At 71.7% G+C, this 24,965-nt stretch carries 21 protein-coding genes, 1 tRNA gene and 3 pseudogenes; 10 read left to right on the top strand and 15 right to left on the bottom strand.

Annotated features, from left to right (window positions below; genetic code table 11):
- Positions 1–12 precede the first annotated feature (12 nt).
- Both ACSYGO_RS40760 and ACSYGO_RS40755 read left to right on the top strand, forming a co-directional pair.
- Positions 13–861, top strand: coding sequence for a class I SAM-dependent methyltransferase (locus tag ACSYGO_RS40760; RefSeq protein ID WP_426676423.1), 849 nt, complete (start codon positions 13–15; stop codon positions 859–861).
- Between the two features lie 115 nt (positions 862–976).
- Positions 977–1,537: a CGNR zinc finger domain-containing protein gene (locus ACSYGO_RS40755; protein ID WP_460389840.1), complete on the top strand. Its 561-nt coding sequence runs from the start codon at positions 977–979 to the stop codon at positions 1,535–1,537.
- A 139-nt stretch (positions 1,538–1,676) separates the two neighbouring features.
- On the opposite strand, the gene ACSYGO_RS40750 is transcribed toward ACSYGO_RS40755, so the two are convergent.
- A complete protein-coding gene (locus ACSYGO_RS40750; RefSeq protein ID WP_460390417.1) occupies positions 1,677–5,780 on the bottom strand; it encodes a discoidin domain-containing protein in 4,104 nt (1,367 codons plus the stop codon).
- A gap of 795 nt (positions 5,781–6,575) precedes the next feature.
- On the opposite strand from ACSYGO_RS40750, the gene ACSYGO_RS40745 reads away from it, so the two are divergent.
- Positions 6,576–7,241 carry a hypothetical protein gene (locus tag ACSYGO_RS40745; protein ID WP_460389838.1) on the top strand — a complete coding sequence of 222 codons (666 nt, stop codon included), beginning with the start codon at positions 6,576–6,578 and terminating at the stop codon, positions 7,239–7,241.
- Between the two features lie 114 nt (positions 7,242–7,355).
- Here ACSYGO_RS40745 and ACSYGO_RS40740 read toward each other — a convergent pair whose 3' ends face one another.
- From ACSYGO_RS40740 to ACSYGO_RS40730, 3 genes are all read right to left on the bottom strand, one after another.
- Positions 7,356–7,880 carry a DUF937 domain-containing protein gene (locus tag ACSYGO_RS40740; protein WP_426676426.1) on the bottom strand — a complete coding sequence of 175 codons (525 nt, stop codon included), beginning with the start codon at positions 7,878–7,880 and terminating at the stop codon, positions 7,356–7,358.
- 202 nt (positions 7,881–8,082) lie between these two features.
- Positions 8,083–8,307: a hypothetical protein gene (locus ACSYGO_RS40735; RefSeq protein WP_435229246.1), complete on the bottom strand. Its 225-nt coding sequence runs from the start codon at positions 8,305–8,307 to the stop codon at positions 8,083–8,085.
- A gap of 214 nt (positions 8,308–8,521) precedes the next feature.
- Complete coding sequence (locus ACSYGO_RS40730; RefSeq protein ID WP_426676428.1) at positions 8,522–9,118, bottom strand: nucleotidyltransferase family protein; 597 nt, start codon at positions 9,116–9,118, stop codon at positions 8,522–8,524.
- Positions 9,119–9,188: 70 nt separating this feature from the next.
- On the opposite strand from ACSYGO_RS40730, the gene ACSYGO_RS40725 reads away from it, so the two are divergent.
- Positions 9,189–11,078: a serine/threonine protein kinase gene (locus tag ACSYGO_RS40725; RefSeq protein ID WP_460389837.1), complete on the top strand. Its 1,890-nt coding sequence runs from the start codon at positions 9,189–9,191 to the stop codon at positions 11,076–11,078.
- 58 nt (positions 11,079–11,136) lie between these two features.
- On the opposite strand, the gene ACSYGO_RS40720 is transcribed toward ACSYGO_RS40725, so the two are convergent.
- Positions 11,137–11,823: an alpha/beta hydrolase gene (locus tag ACSYGO_RS40720; RefSeq protein ID WP_426676430.1), complete on the bottom strand. Its 687-nt coding sequence runs from the start codon at positions 11,821–11,823 to the stop codon at positions 11,137–11,139.
- Positions 11,824–12,145: 322 nt separating this feature from the next.
- Positions 12,146–12,724, bottom strand: a complete 579-nt coding sequence (locus tag ACSYGO_RS40715) for a hypothetical protein (protein WP_426676431.1) — start codon at positions 12,722–12,724, stop codon at positions 12,146–12,148.
- A 182-nt stretch (positions 12,725–12,906) separates the two neighbouring features.
- Here ACSYGO_RS40715 and ACSYGO_RS40710 point away from each other — a divergent pair, with 182 nt between their 5' ends.
- The 3 genes from ACSYGO_RS40710 (at position 12,907) to ACSYGO_RS40700 (ending at position 15,658) form a co-directional block, all read left to right on the top strand.
- The gene (locus ACSYGO_RS40710; protein WP_426676432.1) at positions 12,907–13,545 is read left to right on the top strand and encodes a TetR/AcrR family transcriptional regulator; all 639 of its coding nucleotides are present in this window, start codon (positions 12,907–12,909) and stop codon (positions 13,543–13,545) included.
- 390 nt (positions 13,546–13,935) lie between these two features.
- A complete protein-coding gene (locus tag ACSYGO_RS40705; protein ID WP_426676433.1) occupies positions 13,936–15,513 on the top strand; it encodes an MFS transporter in 1,578 nt (525 codons plus the stop codon).
- A gap of 76 nt (positions 15,514–15,589) precedes the next feature.
- A tRNA-Ser gene (locus ACSYGO_RS40700) sits at positions 15,590–15,658 on the top strand.
- A gap of 224 nt (positions 15,659–15,882) precedes the next feature.
- Here ACSYGO_RS40700 and ACSYGO_RS40695 read toward each other — a convergent pair.
- The 3 genes from ACSYGO_RS40695 to ACSYGO_RS40685 form a co-directional block, all read right to left on the bottom strand.
- Positions 15,883–16,257, bottom strand: a complete 375-nt coding sequence (locus ACSYGO_RS40695; protein WP_426676434.1) for an SgcJ/EcaC family oxidoreductase — start codon at positions 16,255–16,257, stop codon at positions 15,883–15,885.
- A 105-nt stretch (positions 16,258–16,362) separates the two neighbouring features.
- Positions 16,363–17,076 (bottom strand): SDR family NAD(P)-dependent oxidoreductase, encoded by a 714-nt coding sequence (locus ACSYGO_RS40690; RefSeq protein WP_460389836.1) that lies wholly within the window; start codon positions 17,074–17,076, stop codon positions 16,363–16,365.
- A gap of 284 nt (positions 17,077–17,360) precedes the next feature.
- Positions 17,361–18,284, bottom strand: coding sequence for a LysR family transcriptional regulator (locus tag ACSYGO_RS40685; protein WP_426676436.1), 924 nt, complete (start codon positions 18,282–18,284; stop codon positions 17,361–17,363).
- A gap of 167 nt (positions 18,285–18,451) precedes the next feature.
- Between ACSYGO_RS40685 and ACSYGO_RS40680 the strand changes: the two genes are divergently transcribed.
- A complete protein-coding gene (locus ACSYGO_RS40680; RefSeq protein ID WP_426676437.1) occupies positions 18,452–18,754 on the top strand; it encodes a muconolactone Delta-isomerase family protein in 303 nt (100 codons plus the stop codon).
- A gap of 228 nt (positions 18,755–18,982) precedes the next feature.
- Entirely contained in the window at positions 18,983–20,269 is a 1,287-nt protein-coding gene (locus ACSYGO_RS40675; RefSeq protein ID WP_460389835.1) for a YbfB/YjiJ family MFS transporter, read from the top strand.
- A gap of 142 nt (positions 20,270–20,411) precedes the next feature.
- Here the strand turns inward: ACSYGO_RS40675 and ACSYGO_RS40670 are convergent, their stop codons facing one another.
- The 4 genes and pseudogenes from ACSYGO_RS40670 to ACSYGO_RS40655 form a co-directional block, all read right to left on the bottom strand.
- Positions 20,412–21,032, bottom strand: a complete 621-nt coding sequence (locus ACSYGO_RS40670; RefSeq protein WP_426676439.1) for a TetR/AcrR family transcriptional regulator — start codon at positions 21,030–21,032, stop codon at positions 20,412–20,414.
- Between the two features lie 26 nt (positions 21,033–21,058).
- Positions 21,059–21,577: a DUF6817 domain-containing protein gene (locus ACSYGO_RS40665; RefSeq protein WP_460389834.1), complete on the bottom strand. Its 519-nt coding sequence runs from the start codon at positions 21,575–21,577 to the stop codon at positions 21,059–21,061.
- Positions 21,574–21,684: pseudogene (locus ACSYGO_RS40660) on the bottom strand (hypothetical protein); the annotation flags it as partial. The gene ACSYGO_RS40665 and the pseudogene ACSYGO_RS40660, both read right to left, overlap by 4 nt.
- Positions 21,685–21,707: 23 nt before the next feature.
- Positions 21,708–22,517 carry a TetR/AcrR family transcriptional regulator gene (locus ACSYGO_RS40655; RefSeq protein WP_460389833.1) on the bottom strand — a complete coding sequence of 270 codons (810 nt, stop codon included), beginning with the start codon at positions 22,515–22,517 and terminating at the stop codon, positions 21,708–21,710.
- A 119-nt stretch (positions 22,518–22,636) separates the two neighbouring features.
- Between ACSYGO_RS40655 and ACSYGO_RS40650 the strand changes: the two are divergent.
- A pseudogene (locus tag ACSYGO_RS40650) lies at positions 22,637–23,851 on the top strand (saccharopine dehydrogenase family protein).
- A gap of 245 nt (positions 23,852–24,096) precedes the next feature.
- On the opposite strand, the gene ACSYGO_RS40645 reads toward ACSYGO_RS40650, so the two are convergent.
- Positions 24,097–24,279: a DUF1330 domain-containing protein gene (locus ACSYGO_RS40645; protein WP_460390416.1), complete on the bottom strand. Its 183-nt coding sequence runs from the start codon at positions 24,277–24,279 to the stop codon at positions 24,097–24,099.
- A gap of 315 nt (positions 24,280–24,594) precedes the next feature.
- Positions 24,595–24,946 (bottom strand): annotated as a pseudogene (locus ACSYGO_RS40640) (FBP domain-containing protein); the annotation flags it as partial.
- Positions 24,947–24,965 lie beyond the last annotated feature (19 nt).

The following is a 24,965-nucleotide window of genomic DNA, read 5'->3' as shown; positions in this document are numbered from 1 at the left end:
GCGGGAGCCGGAGTGGTCGACGGCTGGGAGTGGGACGAGACCCTGTTCGCGGGATCCGCTCCCTACTACCGGCGCGGGAGACTGCCCTACGCCCCTGGACTGGCGGACGTGCTCGCACGGACCCTGGGTCTCGACGCGCGTGGACGCCTGATCGACGTGGGATGCGGGCCGGGCATCCTGGCCCTGGCCTTCGCGCACGTGTTCCGCGAGGTGGTCGGCGTGGACCCGGACGGCGGGATGATCGCCGAAGCGGGGCGGCGGGCCGCCGAGGCGGGGGTCGACGGGAAGACCCGGTGGGTGCGGGCCCGGGCGGAGGATCTTCCGGCGGGCCTCGGCAGCTTCGACGTCGCCGCCTTCGGCCAGTCCTTCCACTGGATGGACCGCGACCTGGTCGCGGCGACCATCATGACCATGCTGTCTCCCGGCGGGGCGCTGGTGCACATCTCGGACCTCAAGACCGACACCCCCGGCGTCGCCGGGCTGCCGCATCCGGCCGTGCCCTACGCCGCGATCGACGCGCTGGTCAAGAAGTACCTGGGACCGGTGCGGCGGGCCGGCCGCGGAGTGCTCCCGCACGGGACTCCCGGGGGCGAGGCCGAGGTGTTCCGCCGGACCGGTTTCCTCGGACCCGAGCGACATGTCGTACCCGCCGGGCAGGCGCTGGAGCGCGGCGCGGACGACGTCGTCGCCTGGGTGTTCTCGATGTCGTCGTCGGCACCCCACCTGTTCGGCACGCGCCGCGCGGCCTTCGAGAACGATCTGCGCCGGATCCTGCGGGACGCCTCCGCCGCCGGCCGGTTCTCCGAACGTCCGCCCAGCACCGAGGTCTTCGTCTGGCGGAAGCCGCCCAGCGGGCCCTGAGACCTGTCCCGTCCTCGCTCGACGAGCATGCGTCACCGGCGTCGGCACCGAACGGACACCGCTTCGGCGAGTGACGAATCTTGCAGCGCAACTTGTCACCTGTCAAAATGGTGATGTGAACCTGAATCATGTCTTCGTATGCGGAAATCCCGCCCTCGACTTCGCCGCGACCCTGCGCGCGCGCAGGTCGGCCAGGTTCGAGATGTTCGCGTCACCGGACAGGCTGGACGCATGGTACTTGGAGTCGGGGATCGTCGACGCGGTGTCCCCCTGCGGCGAGTCCGACGTCGAGCAGGCGACGACCGTGCGGGAGGCCCTCTACGAGCTGATCACCGCCCGCCAGCTCGGTGAGGACTACAACGTCCAGGCGCTGGCCGTCCTGAACGGCGCGGCCCGCAAGCCCCCGGCCACACCGCAGCTCACCCCGTCCGGACGGTGGACCGAGGCGACACCGGAGGAAGCGCTGTCCACGGTCGCGCGCCAGGCGATCGAGCTGCTCAGCGGCCCGGACGTACCTCTGCTCAAGGAGTGCGGAAACCCGGAGTGCACCCGCATCTACATCGACCGCTCCCGTGGCACGCGTCGGCAGTGGTGCGGCATGGAGTCCTGCGGGAACAAGATCAAGGCGGCCGCCTACCGCGCCCGCAAGAAGAGCGCTCCGGCGGCCGCCCGCTGATCCGGCGGCCGCCCCCGTCCAGGCAGCCGACGGCCGAGGCCGGCTGCCGCTCGCCGCGCCCGGCGGACCTGCCGTCGGGGCCACCCCGGACACACGGCCGCCCCGGCCGTGCGGACGGCCGGGGCGGCGAGCGGTCATCTCACGGCCGGGCCGTGACGGGATGTGCGTTGTAGCCCTCCACCCGCAGGGCCGGCCGGCCCGAGGCCAGGGCTTCGGCGGGCCAGGACAGGGTGACCGTGCGGCTCTCGCCGGGCAGCAGCCACAGATAGTTGTCCTCGTACAGCGTCGGCAGGACCCGGGCGCCGCCCTTGTCGTCCAGCAGGGAGAGCCGGACCATCGCCGCGACGGCGGAGCCGCGATTGCGGATCGTGGCGGTCAGTTTCCTGCGGTCCCCCGTACGGGACACACCGGTGACGGAGGCCGACAACCGGACCCGGTCGACCGCGTTGAGCGACTTCATCGCCCCCGGAGTGCGGTAGCGCCAGTAGGTGTTGCGGGACACCACCTCGCCCGCGCCGTCCCGCAGCGTCAGCCGCAACAGGTGCAGCTCGGGCAGGTCCTCCGACATCTCCACCGTGAAGGCCTTCGCCGTGGACGCTGCCTTCACGTCGACCTGGGTGCTCCTGGCCTTCCCGAGCGGACGGCCCGAGAGGTCGTACGTCTGTGCCGTGACCGTCGCGCCCTTGAGGGTTTCGGGCGTGTGATTGACCGCCAGGACCTCCCACTTCACCGGGTCGGCCTGGACATGCAGGGGTTCGCAGGCCGAACGGGCCCCGTAGTAGGTGCCGTTGACGTCGAAGTCGTAGTCGTAGGTCTGCCACACGGTGCTGTGCCAGGCGGGGTGGGACATCCACAGCATCAGACCGCTCGCGTTGTCCCACAGGTTCGCGTTCCACGCCTCGAACATGGCGCGCATGTTCTCGTAGTTGACGAACTGGGCCTTGCGCGTGAAGTCGTCGAGGTCGCCCGCCGTACCGAGACGGTTCTCGATGGCCGCCTTGTAGTTCTGCGGAGCCTGATTCCCGTGCTCGCTCCAGTCGTGGTAGTACCAGGCACCCCGGATCGGCCACTCCGGTTCGTCGCCCACGAGGTTGCGCATGCTGGCGGCGGTGGAGACGACGGGCATCCCGATCTCGGTGTGGAAACCGAAGTCCTTGCTGCCGTAGGTGCCCGCGTCGAAGTACCGCTCCGGCTCGACCCAGCCGTAGGGGCCGCCACCGGTCACGATGCCGCCCGCGGAGTTGTTCTGGTACAGGAGGCCGGGCACCTGCTGTTCCACGGCCTCACGCATGGCCTTGTCGATCGCGGCCGGCGGATTGCCCTCGTTGGCGCCGCACCACACCGCCACGGACGGGTGGATGCGGTACCGCAGGACGGTGTCCCGCGCGAGGGAGTCGAAGGCGTCGTGGTCCGGCGGGTCCATGCCCCACGCGTTGGGGAAGTCGTTCCACACCAGGATGCCGTGCTCGTCGCAGGCCGCGTAGAACTCCTCGCGGTTGCAACTGCCCACCCAGTTCCGGATCATCGTGAAGTTCATGTCACGGTGCATGCGCACCGCCGCGTCCATCCGGTCGGCGGGCATGCGGCGCAGCAGTTCGTCCCAGCCCCAGTTGCCGCCGCGGACCAGCACACGGACCCCGTTGACGCTGATCTTGAGCGGATCGGGGGTGTTGGACACCGTCTTCACATCGGTCCAGTCGTCGCCGTCGTCGGAGACCTGGATGGTGTACGTCTTCGGGTAGGCCTGCTCCCAGAGGACGGCCACACGGTCGAAGCGCCGGGCGGAGCCCAGGTCGACCTGGATCCACTGGTGGTCCTCGTAGGCGGAGGACCAGCGGGTGCCCGGGTTGCCGTCGGTGGCGTGCGCGGCCGGGTGGTCGGACTCCTCCGTGGAGGCGGTGGTGGGCCGGCGCAGGGCCAGATCGGTGCCCGGTGCCGCGCTGTCGACGACGGCCAGGGACCACAGCGAGTTGCCCCAACTGGTGTTGCGCACACCGCAGTCGATTCTCACGAAGCGGGCGGTTCTCGCCTCGAAGTCCTCCACACGCAGGCTCGCGTCACCGCTGTTGAACGGCAGCGGCACCGCGGTGTTGTCCACGGACTTCACGTCCGTCCACTGCTTGCCGTCCTGGGACACCTGGACGACATAGGTCAGCGCGTACGCCTGCTCCCAGACGAGGTCCACGCGGTCGAAGGACTGCACGGAACCGAGGTCCACGCTGATCCATTCGCCGTCCTGGTAGGCCGAGGACCAGCGGGTCGCGGGGTCCCCGTCGGTGGCGTTGCCCGCGTCGTGGCCGTCCTCGTCGACACTCGACGCGTCGGCCTGGGCGTGCAGGGCGAGGTCGATGCCCGCACGCGCGCCGTCGAACACGGACACGGCCCACAGCGAGCTGCCCCAGTTGGTGGCCCGGGTCAGGCACTTGATCCTGATGTGCCGGGCCTGCTGCGCCGCGACGTCGACGGACTGCGTGTACGCGTCGCCCGAGGCGACGAAGGGCAGCGGAACGTCGTACTCGTAGCCGAACTGCCGTATGCCGAAGCGGGTGGAACGCCGGTCGCTCTCGGTGCCGTCGACCTCGGCGACGAGCGTCAGGTCGTGCAGGCGGGGGCTGCCCATGCCGTTCGGCCACCACAGTTCGGGGTTGCGGACCCGCAGGCGCTCGAAGGCGTCGGGGGCGAACGTGACAACGATGTCTTTCCCTGCCGGGACGGTGACCGTCCTGGACACCCGCACCGACCCGAACGAGGCCGACACGGTGGCCCGGTGGTCCGCGGAGTCGGCGTTGCGGACCGGGACGGTGACGGTCAGTTCAGCGACCGACAGGTCGGGCAGCTTCGGCAGGACGGTGTCCACACGGGGGTCGCCGATCACCACGTGTCCGGTCGAACGCAGCCTCACGTGGTTCCAGATGCCCGCGCCGCGGTCACGGACGGCGGGCATCCAGTCCCAGCCCGAAGAGGCCAGGTACGTGGGCGAGTTCAGGTTCATCTGGTTCGCGCCGGCGTCCACCCAGGCCTCACCCGCGGGCCCCTTGTCGCCGGGGCTGCCGGGCACGGGCATCGGCGTGATCTTCACCGCGAGGGCGTGCCGGCCGTCGTCGGCGTCGGCGAGGTGGGAGGTGACGTCGTGGGCGGATCGGGCGAAGGGGAAGGTCAGATCGCCCACACCGCGCCCGTTGAGCCAGATCTCGGCCTTGTGGTTGATGCCGTCGAACTCCAGCCAGACGTGCCGTCCGGCACCGGTGCGCAGGCCGCGCGGGAGCTCGAAATCCCGCTTGTACCACCAGGAGTGGCGGGACAGCGCCTCCGGGACGTGCAGGTTGTTCAGACCCTCGACGGGATCGGGCAGCTTGCCCTGTTCCACGAGCGAGCCGAGGACCGTGCCGGGCACGGTGGCGGGCAGCCAACGGCTGGTGTCCACGCCCGTCGCCGAGAGCTCCTTGCCCGTACCGTCGGCCCAGTCGTCCATGGTCAGGGTCCAGCCCGACTCCAGCGGTACGGTCCCGTCGTGGGCGACGGCCAGCTTCGGTGACTCGGAGTGGTGGTTGCCCCAGTCCGTCCAGCCCGTGGCGTCCGGGCGGTGCCCGCGGGCCGTGCCGTACACCTCGAAGCCGTTGAGGCCCAGAGGGTTGGGGTTGGACCGCTTGCGGGACGTCATCCGCACCCAGCGGGCGGTCACCGGGCGGGCGGGGTGAATGTTCACCACTCCCCCGGTGCCCGCCGTGGTGCGGTACACGCTGGACCAGGAGACACCGTCCCGGGACGTCTCCACGACGAACTCGGTCGCGTAACTCGACAGGATCTCCTTGCCGGTGGTCCCCTGCGCCCAGTTCCCGCTCGACGGCGGGGTGAAGACGGGGTCGGCACCGTCGGCCTCGAACGTCAGCCGGATCCAGCTGACCTCGCAGTCCGCCTGGAGGTCGACCGAGATCCACTGGGGATCACCCGCCCCGGCCCTCCAGCCGGTGCCGCGCACCCCCTTCGCGGGAATGCCGTCCACCACGAACTCGGCCGCGGCGGACGCGTAGGCCTGCGAGGAGACCTCGACGGGGCGGAACGCGGCGATCTCCCCCGGAGTCGCGCTTGCGGTCGCAGATTCGGTCCCGGCGCCGGTGCGCTCGGCGGCGGCGCCGGCGGTGGGAAACACCGCACCCAGCCCGAACCCGGCCAGCAGCGTCGAGCCGGTGGTGACGACGGAGCGCCGGGAAGGAGGGCGCGACGGACTCGCCTGATCGGCCATGAAGGAGACGTCCAATCACAAGACGGTACCGGGGGCGAGCGGCTCGGTGCGGCGCGACCCCGACGGCATGACAACGTTGCCATAGGCTGTGACGGGGTGACCGTTCCTGTCAAGGCTTCGGGCTCCGGACTACGGTCCGGGCACCGCGGGCGGGGCGGACGGCGCACCCCCGACCGGGCGGACCGCGGTGGCGGTCCGCGGTCGCCGCTCGGGGTGCGGCGGCGGCTCCATCCCGGGCGGCCGCCCTCCGGGATGGCCGCCTCCCGGACGGCTGCCGTCCCGGTTGCTCGACCTCCCGATCCGTTTCCGGCCGGTGAGGCCGGGGCGTCCGTCAACTCGGCTCCTCCCGCTCGGGGTTCGGATCACCGACTCGAAGGCATGGGCACGCGTGTCGAGTCGGCCGGTAGTGCACCCCGCCCAAGTCCCGGGACCCGACGAGAAAGTGGGCACTCGCCCCGGCGGACTGCCGGCGCCCCACACGTGTGCGTCGCCGATCGGTGCCGCCATCGCTCCGTGTGCCACGGCAGGTGTTCCCGCCTGCACGGATGTGCACACGTGTGGAGACTTCACACCCCGCAGGACCAGCTCCGTACCGCCCACGTCCTCATCCCCTGGACCACTCCTGCCCGTTGGACGGTCCGGGTCGCCACAAGGCCTCCGGCCGGGGCACCGACACAGATGCGGACGCCGCTGTCGCCGAAGTCCGTGGGCATCGTGTGCGTCGAACACTGCGGCACATGTCATCCGCGTGGGTACGATGCGCAACGTCACCCGAATGCGAGGGAGTGAACGGTTGTGTCCAGCCAGTCAGCCGCCACGCTCCGAACGCGGTATGAGGAACAAGCCGCGTCGGACCTGGAGGAGAACCGCCGCCGACAGCGTGAACTGAGCGACGCCCTTGAGGTGTTGAAACAGGAGGAGACCCTCCTGCTGGACATCCTGAAGGTCGCGGAGCGTTTCGACGTCCGGGTGCCGCAGCAGGCGAAGGACGCGCCCGCGGTCGCGACCGAGCCGCAGGAAGAACCCGCTCCCGCGGCCGAGGTCGCGGAGCCGCTCGGCCAGGAGGCCGAGACCCCCGAGGCCGGGGCTCCTCCCGCGCCGCCCACGAAGGTGTCCAAGCGTCCCGGCCGGTCCAAGGCCGCGACGTCCCGGCCGAAGAAGAAGACGGCGAAGGCCGTCACGAAGGCGCAGCCGCAACAGTCCCTCGGAGAAGTCCTGTTGGGCCTGCTGCGCACGCACGACGAGCCCCGGCCGGCGAAGGAGTTGCGCGAGGAACTGCTGAGCAAGCACACCGACCGCACACCGACACCGCAGGTCGTGCGCAACACCCTGGAGGCGCTCGTCGCCAAGGGGCGCATCCAGCGGCACAAGCGGGAGAGGTCGGTGATGTACACGTTCACCGAGGAGAAGGGGCAGCAGGCCACGGCCCCGGACGCCGGCACACCGGAGGCGGAGGGCTGAGGCGGCTCCGCCGACTCGTCCGGGTGCGCCTCGACGGCTGAGGCGGCGGTCCCGGTTCGGTTCAGCGCGAGGAGGCCGCCGACGCGTACGGCGCCGGGTGTGCGCACACATGCATCACTGCTGCTTCTTGCCGCCTCCGAGGATCGAACCGAGCAGGTCGCCGAGGTCGCCACCGGCGGGCTGTGCCCCGGACGCGGGGGAACCGGCTCCGGCGCGCTTGGCGGACGCGCGTTTGGCGAGGACCGTCAGAAGGGCCGGGATCATCACCTCGATGGCCCGGGCGACGGTGGCCACCGGGATGCCGGTCTTCCTGGACACGCTCGTGGCGATCGGTCTGCTCAGCTTGGACAGCACCCCGGCCATCATTCCGCCGCCGAGAAGGCCGCCGAGCCCGCCGAAGGCCGCCACTCCCTTCAGCGGCTCCTGCGCGGGCTCCGCGAGCCCGGCGAGGGCCTCGCGGACCTCTCCGGCGTCGTCGCCGTCGGCGCGTTCACGGAGTTCGCCGGCCACGGCGTCGACGGTGGTCCCGACAGCGGCCTGAGCACCGTCGGCGTCAGTCCCGAGCAGGTGTGCGATCTCCTGCACCTTGTCATCGCCGAGCTCGTGCAGGACGTCGTCCTGGAGTGAAGGTTCGCTCATGCCTGGAACGCTACGTCGATGCAGTTCGGGCGGCATGTCGAGCGATCTTCGCCACCGGTCCCGATCCTCACGCGCGTGACCGTGCGAAGGTCCTGGTGGGCCCGGGTGACCGGTGCTGTTCCCGGCCACCCGGAGCTTCGCCGTGCCGTACACCGCGTCCCGACCGGTCCGCCTGATGGTGGACCGGTGCGCGTTCAACCCGTCATGCGCTCTGCTTGGCCGCTTGGCGGGATCTCAACTCCCCGCGCAGGACATGGACCCGCAGCGCGCCGACGGCGAGGAAGAGGACGCCGACGCCGGCTCTGCCCCACCCCCCGGCCACGGCGAACCAATAGAAGCTGAGGACGGTGAAGAACAGGCACACGGCGATGACCAGCGGTTCGCGGAGCCAGAACGGGAGGACGCGGAGCATCAGGTTGATCAGCATCCGGCAAGTCGACCAGGCGCGGATCACGCCCGCCGTGATGGAGGCCACAGTTCCGCAAGGCTGTGGCCGGAACTGTTCACAGCGCGTTTCCACCCGTGTGTTGCGACGCCCCAAGGACCCCGTGCGGGATTGCGCGCAGGCTGAACGGCGCCGCCGTGCGGCCCTCGCTCCCGCACCGCCCGCGCGCCGCGCGTGCCGCGTCGAGCCAAGCGGTTCAGCGCGGCCACGGCAGGACGGTGAGCTCCGGCCACGCGTCCTTCCAGCGTGCCGCCTTGGCCTCGTAGACCTCCCGCGGAGCGAGGGCCGAGTTGGGCCGCAGGACGAGGTCGAACACGTCGGAGAGGCCGTGCGGTGCGTAGACGCGCCAGCCTCCGTCGGGTTGCAGACGGACGCCCAGACAGCAGGTGGTCGCCGCGAAGCTGTCGATCGCGGCTTCGGTGGACCCGTGCGGTGGACAGGGCACCCCGAACTTCTGCTCGTACCAGAGGTGCACGCGGGCCTCGTTCCGGATCTCCACCTCGGCCGGGAGACCGGCGAACACCGTCCGCCCCGCCGTGATCACGGCATCCTCCGCTTCCCAGGAGAGGTCGCCGTCGTCGAAGTAGAAGAGGTCGTAGTCACGGATGCCGTGGGTCGGGTCTCTGTCGGTGACCACGTTCCACACCGTCTGGAACAGGCACCCCGCCGTCACGTACCAGCCGGGCAGCTCCAGTGTCGCCGCCCTGGTCAACACGTCCGTCAGGATCTCGTTGCGGGAGAGCACGGCCCGCAGGCCGTCGAGTTGCTCATCGAGAGGAAGTCGGCCAAGCATCCGCCCTGCCTACCACGATCGCTTCCGGAGCGTCACGGCCGAGTGAAGATCCGTGAGGCACCGTGATCCAATGGGGGCCACAACAGATCTCGGGGCGGAGTGGGGCGTGTTGAGCAACGGAGGGCCGGACGAGGGGAGTCTTCAGCCGCTGGAGGACGGTGATCCGCACGTCGTCGGCAGCTATGTGCTGGTGGCGCGTCTCGGGTCCGGCGGCATGGGCCGTGTCTTCCTCTCGCACACACCTGGCGGACGCGCCGTCGCGGTCAAGGTGATCCGGCCGGAGCTGGCCGAGAGCCCGGAGTTCCGGCTGCGCTTCCGTGCCGAGGTGGCGGCGGCGAGCCGGGTGCACGGCCTCTACACGGCTCCGGTGGTGGACAGCGACACCGACGGGCCCATGCCGTGGTGCGCGACCGCCTACGTACCGGGGCCCTCCCTCGCCGAAGCGGTGCGCGATCACGGCCCGTTGCCCGTGGACACCGTGCTGCGGCTGATCGCCGGGGTGGCGGAGGCCCTCCAGGCGGTGCACCGCGAGGGCATCGTGCACCGGGACCTCAAGCCGTCCAACGTGCTGCTCGCCTCCGACGGGCCGCGTGTCATCGACTTCGGTGTCGCGCGGGCCGCGGACGCCACCTCGGTGACGCAGAGCGGCACCGCTCTCGGCACGGTCGCGTACATGGCGCCAGAGCAGGTGCTCGGTGCGGAGGCCGCCGCGTCGGCCGACGTGTTCGCGCTGGGCCAGACGGCCGTGTTCGCGGCGACGGGCGGTGCCGCTTTCGGGGACGGCGATCCGCACGCGGTGCTCTATCGCGTGGTGCACGAAGAGCCCGATCTCAGCCGGGTCCCCGCGGACTTGAAGGAATTGACAGCACGCTGTCTTCGCAAGCCCGCCGTCGAACGGCCGTCCGTCGAGGAGATCATCCGTTCCGTCCAGACGATCCGGGCGAGCCGCGGTGACGACGCCCGTCCGACGTCCGGGGCATGGCTGCCGGGCGAGTTGGCGGCGGGGATCGCCGCACGGACCGAAGGCGCGGACAAGGCGCGGGCGGGATCGTCTCCGGCCTCTCACGCCCCTGGTGTCTTCGGGCCGGCGATCGCCTACTCACCCACCTCCCCGTCCCATGCCGTGTCGCCCGCGCCCTTCGTGATGGGGCACCAGGCGGCCCCGGCCGGATTCGGTCCTCCGCCGGCCGGGCCGCTCGCCCAGGGGCCCGCCGCCGCGCGGACCTCCTCGGTGGCCACGAGCGGCAGCAGCCGGAAGGCCCGGGCCTGGATGCTGTCGGCGGTCGCCGTCGTCCTCGTGGCGTGCGGGGCGAGCGCCGCGCTGCTGCTGGTTCCGGGGGACGACCACGGGAGCGACGACCGGGCGCAGACGGCCGCTTCGCACCCGGCGGCGGCCGAGAAGGCGTCGCCTTCGGAGTCCGACTCACCTTCCACGAAGGCCTCGTCACGGCCCACACCCACCAAGTCCCGGCTTCCCTCGGCTCCTTCGGGTCCGGCGACACCCACCCGGGCCGCGACCTCCGCTCCCGCGGCCACCGCGTCCAGCGGGCCGACGGCCCCGAAAGCACCCGCCCCGGTGGCCTACGCGGGGATCCGGATGACGGCGAGCCACGACCTGTATCTGGCGGACGCCCCGGTACGGGCGAAGGCGGACACCGGAAGCTCCGACGAGGACCTCACCTACGCCGTCTACTCCTCGGGCGCCGTCCTCGCCCCCGGCACCACCTCCGGCAGCTCCCTCGCCCTGCTGCCGGCGGGACGGCAGGGCAACCTGGACGCCTGCCGGGCGGCGACCGGCTACCGGTCCTACGTGTGGGTGAAGGACCTCGCGGTGGGCCAGCAGATGTGCGTCGTCAGCGGCACGGGGCATGTGGGCCTGGTGACCTACCGGGGCTCGTCCGGGACGACGTACGCCACGTTGGACGTGACGGTGTGGCGTGGCGCGGCCCGGTCCGGGTGACCCGCGGCGAAGCCCTCGTCCGGCGGGCCGCCCGGCGCGCCGCTCGGGACAGCGGCGGTCAGGCGCCCGCGGCCTCTTCGACGAGGTCGGTGACCGGGCCGGGGCGGGACGCCAAGGACGCGTGGCTCGCGTCCAGTTCGATGGTCCGGCGCGGGTTCATGCGCTCGGCCATTCGGCGTTCGTTGTCGGGGTGGATCATGCGGTCGGCGGTGGAGATCTGGTACCAGCTCGGCTTCGCGCGCCAGGCCGGCGCGGTCACGGTGTCGCCGAAGGTGGACGCGAGCGGTGCCTTCTGCGTCACCGCCATCACCAGGGCCTCCTCCTCCGGCAGGTCCTGCGCGAAGCTCTCGTGGAACTTGTCCTGCTTGACCCAGAGATAGCCGTCGGAGTCGGGGGCGAGGTTCTCGAAGGCCGCCGGAGGCTTCTCCTGACTGATCTGGCCCGGGCTCTCACCCGCGTCCGGGGCGAACGCCGCGATGTAGACCAGTCCGGTGACATTGGGCAGGTCGCCGGCCTCGGTGATGACCGCACCGCCGTAGGAGTGGCCGACCAGCACCACCGGTCCGTCGATCTGCCGGACCATCTTGCGGGTGCGCTCGGCGTCGTCGGCCAGCGAGGTCAGCGGGTTCTCCACCGCGTGCAGCGAACCGAAGCCCCGGCGGTGGAGTTCGGTGATGACGTTCGCCCAGTGGGCGGCGCCGCCCCAGAATCCATGCACCATGACGATTGCGGGCTTCGCAGCCATGCGACCTGCTCCTTGCGACGGAATCGACCCCAGTCACCCCCAGCAGACCCCAAGCCCTGCGTCCTCGCATGCCGAGGACACCTTGCAGGTGACCCGGTCGCCGCTGCCTTCCGACGCACCCCGCGTCGCGCCGGCCGGCCGCCCCTCGGGGCGCGACCGCCTGCGGGAGAGCCGCCGCCAGGACGGGTCGGCGTACGGATGGCGGGCCCGTGGGGAGCGGTGTGTCGAGCGCGCGGCCGAACGTGCCCGCGACCGGGCCGTCGGCCACGGTCGCGGCCGCACCGTCCGAGGTGCCAGATCCGGACGCTCGGACCGTCCGGGCTCAGTGGCCGCCGCTGGGCCGGTCGCAGCCGGTGTGGTCGGGGTAGCCGGCGAAGGCGTCCGCCTCGGTGGAGTCGAGGTTCATCGTGCCCTCCACGCACAGGGGGGAGGCGTCGATGAGGAAGCTGACCCCGGTGGAGCCGTTCTGGTACGACTGCACGTTCCCCGCGGAGTAGCCGAGGGCGGTGAGGGCGCTGCGGGTGTTCTCCGGGTCGAAGTCACCGCGCCTGCGCAGCGGTTCGAGCGCTTCCTCGACACGGCCGACGGCGGCGAGTCCTTCGCAGCGGCGCTCGCCGTGCAGCGGGATGGGGACCATGAAGCCGTGGTTCTCGGCGTAGTGGTCGGTGGGCGGCACGGCGGGGCCCGAGGCCGACGCACTGGGCGTCGGTGTCGGGGTGGGGCTCTCGCCGGGGCAGGGGAAGTCGGCGGGCTTGCTCGGCGTCGCCGCAGGGGTCCGTGAGGACGCACCCGCGCCGGTGGTGTCGCCCGGCCGCTGCGATCCGCATCCCGCCACCAGTACGGCCAGCACCGCCACCGGCAGCATCCCCGAACGCACCACCGTCGTCCTGATCTTCGTCATGGCCCGATCCTCCCCCCGGGTCACACGTGACGTCATGAGTTCTCGTACTCATGTGCGGTGGCGAGGTGGCCCGACGCACCGCTGCCGGGCGCGGCCCACCAGTCGTTCGCGCACCGAGGACGTCCGGCCTCCCCGGCTCCCGCCGCAGGTCGCATGCCGTGTCACGCCCTACACTGCGTACGGTGACCAACACCGCGCCCCGTCGCGGGCGCCGGCCCGGCAAACCCGACACCCGCGCGCAGATCCTCGAAGCCGCACGACGACGGTTCCTCACCCAGGGGTACGACGAGGCGAGCATGCGGGACATCGCGGTCGACGCGGATGTCGATCTCGCCCTGATCAGCTACTACTTCGGGTCCAAGAAGGGCCTGTTCGGCGCGGTGCTGGCGCTGCCCGCCAACCCCGCCGACCTGGTGAACCGCCTCTTGGAAGAGGGCGACCCGGCCACCTTCCCCGAGCGCGCCCTGCGTCACATGCTGCACGTGTGGGACGACCCGGTCTCCGGACCCATCCTGCTGGCCACGCTCAAGAACGCCGCCGCCGACGACACGTTCGCGGACCTGCTCAAGGAGATGCTGGGCCGCGAGGTCATCGACCGCATCGCCGCCCGGCTCACGGGGCCGAACCGGCTGCGGCGGGCGGGGGCCTTCTCGACCGTCATGGCAGGGCTGATCACCGCCCGGTACATGCTCCGGCTGGAGCCCGTCGCGTCGATGAACCCCGACGCGTTGGTGCGTGTCTTCGGTCCGCAACTGCGGATGGCCCTCTCGGCCGGAAGCGGCCACCGGGGACCGGCCCGGTCCAGGTCCGCGTCCCGCTGAACGGCCCGGTGCCTTCGGCCCGGCCAACTTCCCTGCGCCCGGACGGGATTGGCTCGGCCCGGGCCCGTCCGGTCCCGCCCGTTCGGCTCGCCCCCTCCGGCCTCTTCAGCCCTCCTGCTCGGCCCGGCGCACTCGCTCGGTCCGGCTCACGAAGACCTCGACAGAAATTCATCACCGATCGCCAATCCCCTGGCGCCACTCGACAACCCCAACCGGAAGACCGGCTTCTATGCAGGTCAGAGCCTGTTTCGTCCAGGTAGTGCCGCATGGCAGGTCGGCGACGATCGGCGCGATTAATTCATCGCCATGGAAATGACCTGTGCGCGCTTCCCACCCTGGAGCACACACAGCCGGCCCACCCCGGGTCGTCGCCAGGAAGAGATGCCCACGATGCCCACTTCCCAAGTCCTTCCCGCCACGGCGCCCGCCCGGGCCGTACGCCACAATCTGGTCCTCGCGATCACATGCCTCGCGCTCGGCACGGTGGTCGCGGCCATGGCGTCGCTCAATGTCGCCCTGCCCGACCTGGCGCGTGAAACGCACGCGAGCCAGACCCAGTTGTCGTGGATCATCGACGCCTACAGTCTCGTCTTCGCGGCGCTGCTGCTCCCGGCCGGCGCGTTGGGCGACCGGTTCGGCCGCCGCAGGGCCCTGATCGTGGGACTGGCCCTGTTCGGCGGCGGTTCGGTGGCGGCTGCCTGCACCACGGACCCCGACGCGCTGATCGCCCTGCGCGGTGTGCTGGGCGTGGGCGCGGCCATGGTCATGCCGGCCACGCTGTCCACCATCACCGGGACGTTCCCGCGCGCCCAGCGGGCCCGGGCGGTGAGCGTGTGGGCGGCGGTCGCCGGAGCGAGCGCGATCGTCGGCATCTTCGCCACGGGATCGCTCCTGGAGGCGTGGTCGTGGCGCTCGGTGTTCCTGCTCAACGTGGTACTGGCCGCAGCGGCGTTGACGGGCACCGCGCTCTTCGTCCCCGAGTCCGCCGACCCCGACCAGCCCCGGCTGGACGTCGTCGGCGCGCTGCTGGCCATGGTGGGTCTGGTGGCGCTGGTCTACTCGGTCATCGAGGCGCCGACCCGCGGTTGGGGCGACCCGGTGACCCTGACGGGCATCGCGGTGGGCCTGCTGGTCCTCACCGGCTTCGTCCTCCTCGAACTGCGCCGCCGTCATCCCCTCCTGGACCCGAGGCTGTTCCGCAACCGCCGTTTCGCCGCCGGGTCCTTGTCGATCATGCTTCAGTTCTTCGTCTTCTTCGGCTTCATCTTCGTGATGATGCAGTACCTGCAACTGGTCCGTTCCGACAGCGCGTTGATGGCGGCGGTCACCATGCTCCCCATGGCGCTGGCGATGATTCCGGTGTCGCGGCTGACGCCGAAGCTGGTCGCACGATTCGGCGCGCGCGGTCCGTGGGTGACGGGCCTGGTGGCCGTGGCCCTGGCCATGGGCGTGCTGTCCCGGCTGGGGACCACCAGCTCGTACTGGCTGATCGCGGCGGGCCTGGTGCCGCTCGGCATGGGCATGGGACTCGCGATGACGCCGGCCACCACGGCCATCACGGACGCCCTGCCGCGCTCGCTGCAGAACGTCGGCTCGGCGATGAACGACCTGTCCCGGGAACTGGGCGGGGCCCTGGGCATCGCCGTCCTGGGAAGCCTGCTCAGCGCCGCGTACCGCAGTCACCTGAGCCTGCCGGGCGCACCCGAGCGCGTTACCGACATCGCCCGCTCGTCGCTGGCGGCGGCGAGCGCCATCGGTGGACCGGTGGCCGACCACGCGCGCACGGCCTTCATGGACGGAATGCAACTGGCCCTGCTGGGCGCGGCCTTCGCGGCCGGGGCCGCCGCTGTCGCGGTCGCGCTCCTCCTGGGCCGAGCCGGTGCGGAACCGGGCGAACCGGTGGCCGAGGACGAGAACGAGGGCGAGGTGAGCGGGGCGCGCGTCCCGCAGCCCGCCGACATCGGCTGATCCCCCCGTCGCCGAAGCCGGGCCTCGCGAAAACCGGCTGCACCCGCACGATCACTGCCGCTAAGGTCGGAGACGTGCAGGTGCGCAGGCTGCGGCTACTTCGCCTGCAAAGCGGGAAACGCGGGTTCGAATCCCGTCACCGGCTTCTCGCCGGTGTCGTCCAGCGGCCCAGGACACCTTCAGCCGCCGCCGACCCTGATCTCTGCACATCCACGGCACGAGCCGCCCGCCACGGGGGAACCTGGCGGGCGGCTCTGCCTGTTGCGGCACAGAGTGCCGCGTTCGCGCCGTCGCCCGCCCACGGCCGCACGGAGCGGCTGGCCCCCGCATGCCGCAGGCTGGCCTCCGCATGCCGCACCCGGGCTCCCGCTAGGCGAGACGCGACACCTGATAGTGGGCGATCCGCCAGCCGTCGGCCGTACGGCGCACCAGGACACCGAGGTTGACGGCGAGGGTGGGGCGGTCGGTGAAGGAGAAGTCGACGGCCAGGTAGCCGAGGACGAGGTCCTCGGACAGGCGTCTGGTCTCCAGGATGCGGTACGCGGCCGCCAGGCCGAGGGGCTGCGCGTCGTAGTAGGCGGCCACGCCCGGCCGGCCGGTGCTGTAGGGGTGCAGTCCCTGGAAGATCGCGTCTTCGGTGAACTGGGCGGCCACCTGCTGGGGTTCGTGGGCGTCGACGGCGGTCTTCCACCGGTCGAGGACGTCACGCAGGACCGCTTCGCCGTTGTCTGTCATGGTGTCCATCAGAGTGCTCCTGGTGATCGGTCGGGCTGGGATCCGCCGGTGCGGCGTGTCGCGCGGGGCGTGAGAGGAAACCCGTCCCACGCCCCGCAAGGGGTGACCCGCGTGTCAGTGGCCGGCGCTCATTCCGCCGTCCACGTGGAGGATCTCGCCCGTCACGAACGGGGCGTTCTGCAGGTACATCACCGCGTCGGTGATGTCGCTGGACTCACCCATCCGGCGGACCGGGTGCAGGCCCGCGAGCACTTCGTGGGTCTCCTCGGGGTGCATGGGGGTCTTGATGGTGCCCGGCGCGACCGCGTTGACGCGGATGCCGCGCGTGGCGTACTCGATGGCGAGGGACTTGGTGGCGGACTGCAGGCCGCCCTTGGTCAGCGAGGCCAGGACGGACGGGACGCGGGCGTCGGCGTTGTCGACCAGGCTGGTGGTGACGTTGACGATGTGACCGCCGCCCTGCGCGAGCATCTGCTCGATGGCCAGCTGGGTGATGCGGAAGAAGCCGGTGACGTTGACCCCGGTCACGGCGGCGAAGTCCTCCGGGGTGTACTCGGTGAAGGGCTTGGCGACGAAGACGCCCGCGTTGTTGACGAGCGTGTCGATGCGGCCGAACCGCTCGACGCCCGCGGCGATGACGCGCTCAGCCGTAGCGGGGTCGGAAATGTCGCCCTGGATCGTCAGGACGCCCGCGTCGTCGGCCGGAGCGATGGTGCGCGAGGTCGCGACGACGGCGTAGCCCTGCTTGCGGTAGGCGGCGACGAGGTCCGCGCCGATGCCCTGCGAGGCGCCGGTGATGACTGCGACCTTCTGGTCCTGAGTGCTCATGATGACCTTCTCCGTGATGGTGGGAACGACCGCCCCGGTGGGAGACGACCGTCGAACGGTCAACTAGCCGACCGGTCGACTATTTGAAAGTAAGGCGCCGCGGAGCAGCCGTCAAAGGCGGAGGGGTCCCTGGACGGGACCGAATTCCTCTCAGCTGGTAGGCACAGTCTCCCAGCCCAGGTCAGCGGGCGCGCGTCGGCTCATGGGGCGAAGGAGCGCGGGGTTCCGGGGCCCACACCCGGGCCGAAATGTCCCCGGCCGCCGGCCCTCGCGGAAGGAAGCGGCTACTGCCGGTACGGATCGCAGTCCGGGAGCCAGGCGTCGGAGGCATGGATGCCGAGGTCGCCGACGCCGTCGCAGAGCGCGTCGACGGCGGCCAGGACGGAGGAACGGACCTCGCTCCGGCGCCAGACCAGGGACCAGGTCCAGTAGATCTCGGGCCCGACCACGGCGCGCCGCACCAGGTCGGACGGCAGCGGAGTGGTCTGCCCCTTGGGCGAGTTGATCACCGGTCTGTCGCTGCGGCGGACATGGTCGAAGAACGCGGGTCCGGTGATGCCGCCGTCGGAGATGCGCACCGCGCGGGCCCCGGTGCTCTCGGCCAGCGACTCGGCGTAGGCGTTCCAGGACGACCAGGAGGTGGTGTCGTCGTCGAGGAGCACGTCGGTGTCCTGGGCCGCGACGTCTCCCGTGGCGTCGCCGACCGCGACGGCGTACAGCCGGTCGGCGCCGACGAGGCGGGCCCGCAGGCCGCGCTCCTCCAGGTCGCCGGTGGGCACCCAGCAGACCGCGACGTCCAGACTGCCGTCGGCGACCCGTGCGGCCTGAGTGTGCGAGGGTGCGACCCAGGCGTCGACGTGCACTTGGGCCACGGGGGCGGTACGCGCCGTCAGGTCCGGCGGAAGCCAGTTGACGTAGCCGAGACGGACGGGTTCCGATCCGGACAGCCTGCGCGCGCGGAGCTGGAGGTCGTCGGCGCGTTCCAGCAGGGCGCGGGTGTGCGGAAGCAGGGCGGAACCGGCCGGGGTGAGCGCCACCGAGCGGCGATCCCGGTCGAACAGACGCACACCGAGGTCGCGTTCGAGCGCCTTGATCTGCTGGGACAGGGAGGGGCCGGCGATCAACAGACGCTCGGCGGCCCGGCCGAAGTTCAGTTCCTCGGCGACGGCGACGAAGTACCGCAGCTGGCGCAGTTCCACGCTGGTCATGCTACGTCGCTGGGAGGGTGCGCCTACCAGCAGGGAGTCAGCCGGTCGTGGCGCTCGGCCGGGAGCGGGCGGACCATGAGGGTATGAATGCCCGGCGGCGGGGCGACACGCTCGCCCCACCGCCGGACGCCCCACCGGCCGGACGCCCCACCGAACGGAGAAGGACCATGCGCGAGTTCCTGGTCGAGATCACCACGACCGTTCCCGAGGGCACCCCGCAGGAAGAGGTCGACCGGCGGCGCGCCGCCGAGGCCGTGCGGGCGCGGGAGTTGGCGGCCACCGGCCATCTGGCACGGCTGTGGCGCCCGGTCGGGGAGCTGCGCAGCATCGGCGTCTGGCGGGGCGCCGACGAGGAGGACCTCCGGGAGAAGGTGCTCGGCACGCTTCCGCTGAGCCCGTGGATGACCTTCGGCATCACCCCTCTGGAATCCCACCCCAACGACCCGGGCCGGGCCGGCTCCACGGGCTGAGGCGCCGGCTCGCCCCTGTGCGACCGCCGGGCTCGGGACCACGTGGCGCCACCTGTCACCCGGCGCCCGGCATCCCTCCGAACGCTCACCCGGCGGTGAGCTGTGCGCCGGGAGCCGTGCGCCGTGCGCCGTGCGCCGTGCGCCGGTCCACGATGCGCTCCCGTTCGTGATCCGCACCGTTCGTCATCCGCGCCGTTCGTCATCCACACCGCTTTCCAAGGACTCCGCATGCCACTACGACGGCCCCCGCGTGCCTCCACCGCCAAGGAGGGCGCCGCGCCGCACTCTCCCTGGGGCCACGTCGCCCAAGCCGCCGCGGCACTCGCCGCGGGCATGGGAGTGGGGCGGTTCGTCTTCACCCCGATCGTCCCCCTGATGCACACTCAGGCCGGGCTGTCCGCGGGCGCGGGCGCCCATCTGGCCACCGCCAACTACATCGGCTACCTCGTCGGCGCGCTCGCCGGCATCCTGTGTCCCGCCCTGGTCCGCTCCCCCGCTCTCCTGCGCGCGAGCCTCGTGGTACTGGTCGGCAGTCTGGCCGCCATGCCCGTCACCCACAGCACGGCCGTGTGGATCGCACTGCGGCTGCCGGCCGGGGTGGCCAGCGCGCTGATCTTCGTCATCGCGGTCAGCTCCCTCCTCAGCCACCTGCGGGAGCATCCGGCCCATCTGCCCGGCTGGGCGTTCGGCGGGGTCGGCGCGGGGATCGCGCTGTCCGGGCTGCTCGTCCTCGCGGTACGTTCCTTCGCCGACTGGCGGGCCGCCTGGTGGGCCTCGGCCGCACTCGCCGCGCTCCTCACCGTCATGGCGTGGAACCTGCGCCCCGAAGCCGCACCGGCGGCAGCCACGGCGACGGCGGAACCCGTCACCACCGGTGGACGCGAACCGAGGGCGCGGACCGGGCGCTGGTTCACCGCCCTCTTCGCCTCCTACACCCTGGAAGGCATCGGCTACATCGTCGCCGGTACGTTCCTGGTCGCCGCGATCGAGCAGGGCTCCCCCGGCTGGATCGGCAGCGGCGCCTGGGTTCTGGTCGGCGTGGCCGCCGTGCCGTCGTCGGCGCTGTGGGCCTGGCTCGGGCACCGCTGGTCGCGTCCCGGCCTGCTGCTCGCCGCGCTCGTCGTCCAGGCGGTCGGCATCGCACTGCCCGCGCTGTTCGACGGCGTGACGGCCGCTCTGGTCTCGGCGGTCCTGTTCGGGGCGACCTTCATCGGCATCAGCACCCTCGCCCTCGCCACGGGCGCGCACCTGCGCTTCCCGCGGTCCGTCGCCCTGCTGACCGCCGGATACTCGGTCGGCCAGATCCTCGGCCCCCTCGTCGTCGCACCACTGCTCCGGCACGGTTACCACCAGGCGCTGCTCCTGGCGTCCGGCGTGGTGCTCGCGGCGGCGATGGCGGCGGCCGTCCTGCGCATCGGGTTCCCGCACCACGTGGTGGTGGCGCACCAGGGCACGCCCCAGGGGCGCTCGGGAGCCGCCGAGCGCATTCCGGCTCCGGGCGGGAGCGGCGCCTGAGCGACCGGGGCCGGGGCTGCGGGCGAGAGATCCGCGTCCTGGCCCCCTCGGGGTCAAGGCCGCACGTGACGGGTTCTCGGTCATCACACCGGTCACCGGCACCGTGCGACCAGGTCGCGGTCACCACACCGCGCGACCGGTGTCAGACCGCGGCCACGGACTCCCGTGGCGCGGCGGCACCGAGCAGTGCCAGGCAGTTCGCCCACAGGGGGCTGAGCCGCTGGGTGCTGTTGTAGAGCTTGGCGAACAGGACCTGGCCCTCCAGCTGGGCCACCACCGCTCGTGCGGCCTCCCGCGTGTCGGTCACGGTGATGTCCTTGCGGGCGAGCGCCTCGGCGACGACCGATTCGACCATGTCGACCTGTGCCTCGAAGATCTCCTGGAGCCGTTCCCGGATGGACTCGGTCTGGTTGCTCATCTCCAGCGTGAGGTTCCCGAACATGCAGCCCGACACGGTGCCGCAGCTCTGCTGACCGGCGCGCTGGGTGGCCTCCGTCTCCTCGAACAGCGTGCGGAGCCGTTGCAGCGGTTCCGCGTCGCTGCCGAGGATCCGCGTCCAGGCCTGCTTCTGCGCGGCCCAGTGCTCGTCGATCACGGCCAGGGCCAGGGCTTCCTTGGAATCGAAGAAGTAGTAGAAGCTGCCCTTCGGCACACCGGCCGCCTTGCAGATCTCGGCCACGCCCAGGGCCGAATAGCCGCGCAGCTCGATGAGCGTCTGCGCGGCACTGAGGATCTTGTTCCTGGCATCGCTGGTGCGTCCCATGAGAGCAGTGTACGACCGGTCGTCTATCACCGACCTGTCGTCCGTCGGTTTCCCGGGTCGCGCATGGTTTTCCCCGCTCGGGGCGCCGGGCCGTGCGGGGCGAGCTGCCGGGCGCAGGCGTCCCGTGCCGCGGTGGACAGCAAGGGGCCCGCGCCGTCGAACAACCGGTAGAGAGCGGGGCCGTACCGCTCGGCGAGCTCCTCGTTGTGGGCCAGTACGTCGAGCTCGTTGGCCGCGGTGATCTCCAGGAACGCGCGCAGGTCGGCGTCGTCGACGGTGTGCTCGCGACCGGTGAAACGATCACGGAAGGCGACGGGCCGGCCGGGGTCGATCCGGGGGTAGACGGTGCCGCGGTCGCAGCTCCCGTAGAGGTGGACCAGAGCCTCGGCGCGGTCGCCGATGACCTCGGCCAGGGTCGCTCGCTCGGCGACGGGCAGCAGGTGCCGGTCGAAGCCGTCGGTTTCCGTAGGCCGCGTGGCACATCCCCCGCGGCCTGGACCGCTTCGTCGGCCCCCCAGTCCGCCAGCAGTTCCCGGACACGGCACAGGTGTGCCAGCAGGGTGCCTCCCGGGTGGGGGATCCCGGCGGCCCCATGAGCGCGCAGGAAGGACCTCGACGCGGGACCAGCGGGGTGCGGCCGGCGCGGCGGCATGGTCTCGGCCGGTTGTCCGCCTGTCAGTCCTGTCGCGCATCGGTCCTGTCGGCCGCATCGGTCCTGTCGCTGCATCGGTCCTGTCGGCCGCATCGGTCCGCCCTGTCGGCGGCATCCGGGCGTCGTCGGTCACCTATGAGTCTTAGTCCTGCCCGCGGAGGCAACCCCTGCGCCTGTTGGGCGGCGGCGCTGTCCAGCACATGTCCAGGCCGTCGATAGGCGCTGGTGACCATGCGGTGGCGAGGGGGGAGTGGCGGCGGGCAGTCCGGCGTACGTGGGCCACATGGCCTCGTCGGCGCGCAGCGGGCGCTGGGCAGGGCCGAGGAGGCGGCGTCGAGCGCGGCGAAGGCGAGCGTCTGGTCGATGAGGCGTGGTAGATCCGCACCGTGTCGGGGCAGCGGGAACCCCGTGCCCCTGCGCAGCACCTCCAGCACCGCCTCGTCGGCCGCCAGCTCCGTTCGCCCGCCACTGACACGGCTGCGGTCAGCTGGGCGGCCTGAGGGTGGGCGACGTACTGGAGCGTGGATGCGCAGTCCCACGGCGCGCAGGTCGGCCCGCCACTGCCCCGTCGGCCGCCAGCCCCGCAGGGCCCGCCCGATGAGGGCGTCGCCGATGGCGAGCGTCAGGTCGTCCATGCCCCGGAAGTAGCGGTAGAGCGTGCTCGGGTCGCAGTCGAGTGCCAGGCCGAGGCGGCGTGCGGTGAAGCCGGCGCTGCCGTGCTCGCGGAGCATGCGCAGCGCGGTCTCGACGATCAGCCGCTCGGACAGCACGGTGCCGCTCCGGGTGGGGCGGCGGCGTCGCCGCTTCTCCTCCGGCACCACGGGTTTCGCCACGGCGGCCTCCTCAGCGGACCTCTTATGCCAACGCCATTGACCTTACGGGACGCCGGGGCGTTGTATCTGCCGCGAGGGGCGCGCCTCGTTCTCCGTAGGACCGACAGGGAGTTCTTGCCATGCGTGTACTGCTCGTGGGCGCCGGTGGCGTGGGCACCGCGATCACCCGGATCGCGGCCCGGCGCACCTTCTTCGAGGCGATGGTGTCGCCGACTACGACCCGGCCCGGGCCGAGGCCGCGGTCGCGGCCGTGGGCGACGACGGCCGGTTCGTGGCGGCCCGGGTCGACGCGGGTGACACCGCGGCGGTCGCGGAGCTGCTGGCACGGCACCGCTGCGACGTGCTGCTGAACGCCACCGACCCGCGCTTCGTCATGCCGCTGTTCCAGGCGGCACGGGCGGGCGGCGCGGCCTATCTCGACATGGCGATGTCGCTGTCCCGCCCGCACCCGGACCGGCCGTACGAGGAGTGCGGGGTCAAGCTCCGGGGACGCCCCAGTTCGCGGAGGCCGCCGACTGGGAGAAGGCGGGCGCGCTCGCACTCGTCGGCATGGGCGTCGAGCCGGGCCTGTCCGATGTGTTCGCACGGTACGCGGCCGACGAACTCTTCGACGAGATCGAGGAGATCGGCGTCCGCGACGGCGCGAACCTCACCGTGGACGGCTACGACTTCGCGCCGTCCTTCAGCATCTGGACCACCATCGAGGAGTGTCTGAACCCGCCCGTCGTGTACGAGGCCGGGCGCGGCTGGTTCACCACCGCGCCGTTCAGCGAACCCGAGTGTTCGATTCCCGAGGGCATCGGTGAGGTCGAGTGCGTGAACGTGGAGCACGAGGAGGTGCTGCTCGTGCCGCGCTGGGTCGACGCCCGCCGCGTCACCTTCAAGTACGGCCTCGGGCGGGAGTTCATCGAGACGCTGAAGACACTCACCTACTCGGGCTCGACCGCACGGAACCGGTGACGGTGCCGGGCGCCGACGGCCCGGTCTCCGTGTCGCCCCGGGACGTCGTCGCGGCCTGTCTGCCCGACCCGGCGACGCTGGGCGAGCGCATGCACGGCAAGACCTGTGCGGGCACCTGGGTGCGCGGCAGCAAGGACGGCGCACCGCGCGAGGTGTACCTGTACCACGTGGTCGACAACCAGTGGTCGATGGCGGAGTACGGCTGCCAGGCGGTGGTGTGGCAGACGGCGGTCAATCCGGTCGTCGCCCTCGAACTCGTCGCCACCGGCGCCTGGACCGGTTCGGGCGTCCTCGGTCCGGAGGCCTTCCCGGCCGCCCCCTTCCTGGACCTGCTGACGGCGTACGGCTCTCCGTGGGGCATGCGCGAGCAGTGACCCGTACCGGCGGTGGCAGCCGGCGGTCGGACGTCCGGCAGGGCCGGGCGTCCGGTGCGGTGGTGTCCCGGCAGGCCTCGGGGGTGACTCAGAGGTCCGCGGAGCGCGGGGTGTGCACCCAGGCGTCCGCCTCGACGGCGTCGCGGACGTCGGCGGGGCGTGCGGTGCGTACCCAGCCGTCCGGCGGGATCCGGCCCCGCCGCTTCAGGGCGTGACCGTGGCGGGCACGGGCGCCCGCCGAGGCCTCACGACGCGGTACGCGCGGCCCGCAGGTGCTGTGCCGTCTCCGCGGCCCGGTACCCGGGCGCGACACCGTCGACCAGCAGGAGGTCGCCGTCGATGTGCCGGGTGCGCAGGGGCAGCAGCTCCTGGTACGCGGGCGAGTCGTACCAGGCCCGCGCGTCGGCGAAGGAGGGGAAGACGAGGATGACGATCGCGTCCGGCCAGCTGCCTTCCCGGACCGCGCTCCGGTGCTCCGTGGACGAGGAACCGGCCGCCGAACGGGTCGAGGGTGTCCTGCACGCGCTCCATGTACGTCAGGACCTCTTCTTGGGGCTCGGCGGTCGGGCGCAGGTTGGCGATGGCGTAGGCGGGCATGCGCTGTCTCCTCTTGTTCGCGGCGCTCCGCACTCGAGCACCGAAGTCCGGTGCGGATCGCGGCACTTGGCTGCCGCTCCGCACGGACAAACACTGCCGGGTCGTACCGCGACGGTCGATTACCCGGGGGGTAATGGGCGCCGGAGTCAGGCGGTCACCTTGGCGATGAACGCGGCCAGGTTCACCACCGTGCGCTCGATCTTCTCCCTCCAGCGTGAGCGACTCGTGGAGCCTGGCGCCGAGTCCGGCGTCCTTCTTGCCCCGCACGTAGAGCGAGCAGCAGAGGTCGCTGCACATGTAGATGCCCACCGAATTGCCCTGTTGCCCGGCCTTGCCCGCCCTGGGGGCGACCATCAGGGAGACGCCTCCGGTGTGGGTGGTCAGGCATATCGAGCACATGCTGCGCCGCGTCTGCCCGAAGGCGGGGCTGCCGGCCCGCAGCCGGACGGCTCTCGGCCGGCCGTCGAGCTCGGTGACGAGGTAGGCGCGGTCGGGGGCCTAGTGTGCGACGTGTCTC

The organism is Streptomyces krungchingensis (genome assembly GCF_054729265.1).
The sequence above is the reverse complement of the archived record's forward strand: the minus strand, read 5'-3'. Positions and strand labels throughout refer to the sequence as shown.

Excerpts from the sequence above, each read along its gene's own strand:
- ACSYGO_RS40750 (WP_460390417.1), bottom strand. The coding sequence starts at position 5,780 with ATGGCCGATCAGGCGAGTCCGTCGCGCCCTCCTTCCCGGCGCTCCGTC.
- ACSYGO_RS40740 (WP_426676426.1), bottom strand. The coding sequence starts at position 7,880 with ATGAGCGAACCTTCACTCCAGGACGACGTCCTGCACGAGCTCGGCGAT.
- ACSYGO_RS40735 (WP_435229246.1), bottom strand. The coding sequence starts at position 8,307 with ATGCTGATCAACCTGATGCTCCGCGTCCTCCCGTTCTGGCTCCGCGAA.
- ACSYGO_RS40730 (WP_426676428.1), bottom strand. The coding sequence starts at position 9,118 with ATGCTTGGCCGACTTCCTCTCGATGAGCAACTCGACGGCCTGCGGGCC.
- ACSYGO_RS40725 (WP_460389837.1), top strand. The coding sequence starts at position 9,189 with ATGGGGGCCACAACAGATCTCGGGGCGGAGTGGGGCGTGTTGAGCAAC.
- ACSYGO_RS40720 (WP_426676430.1), bottom strand. The coding sequence starts at position 11,823 with ATGGCTGCGAAGCCCGCAATCGTCATGGTGCATGGATTCTGGGGCGGC.
- ACSYGO_RS40715 (WP_426676431.1), bottom strand. The coding sequence starts at position 12,724 with ATGACGAAGATCAGGACGACGGTGGTGCGTTCGGGGATGCTGCCGGTG.
- ACSYGO_RS40705 (WP_426676433.1), top strand. The coding sequence starts at position 13,936 with ATGCCCACTTCCCAAGTCCTTCCCGCCACGGCGCCCGCCCGGGCCGTA.
- ACSYGO_RS40695 (WP_426676434.1), bottom strand. The coding sequence starts at position 16,257 with ATGGACACCATGACAGACAACGGCGAAGCGGTCCTGCGTGACGTCCTC.
- ACSYGO_RS40690 (WP_460389836.1), bottom strand. The coding sequence starts at position 17,076 with ATGAGCACTCAGGACCAGAAGGTCGCAGTCATCACCGGCGCCTCGCAG.
- ACSYGO_RS40685 (WP_426676436.1), bottom strand. The coding sequence starts at position 18,284 with ATGACCAGCGTGGAACTGCGCCAGCTGCGGTACTTCGTCGCCGTCGCC.
- ACSYGO_RS40680 (WP_426676437.1), top strand. The coding sequence starts at position 18,452 with ATGCGCGAGTTCCTGGTCGAGATCACCACGACCGTTCCCGAGGGCACC.
- ACSYGO_RS40675 (WP_460389835.1), top strand. The coding sequence starts at position 18,983 with ATGCCACTACGACGGCCCCCGCGTGCCTCCACCGCCAAGGAGGGCGCC.
- ACSYGO_RS40670 (WP_426676439.1), bottom strand. The coding sequence starts at position 21,032 with ATGGGACGCACCAGCGATGCCAGGAACAAGATCCTCAGTGCCGCGCAG.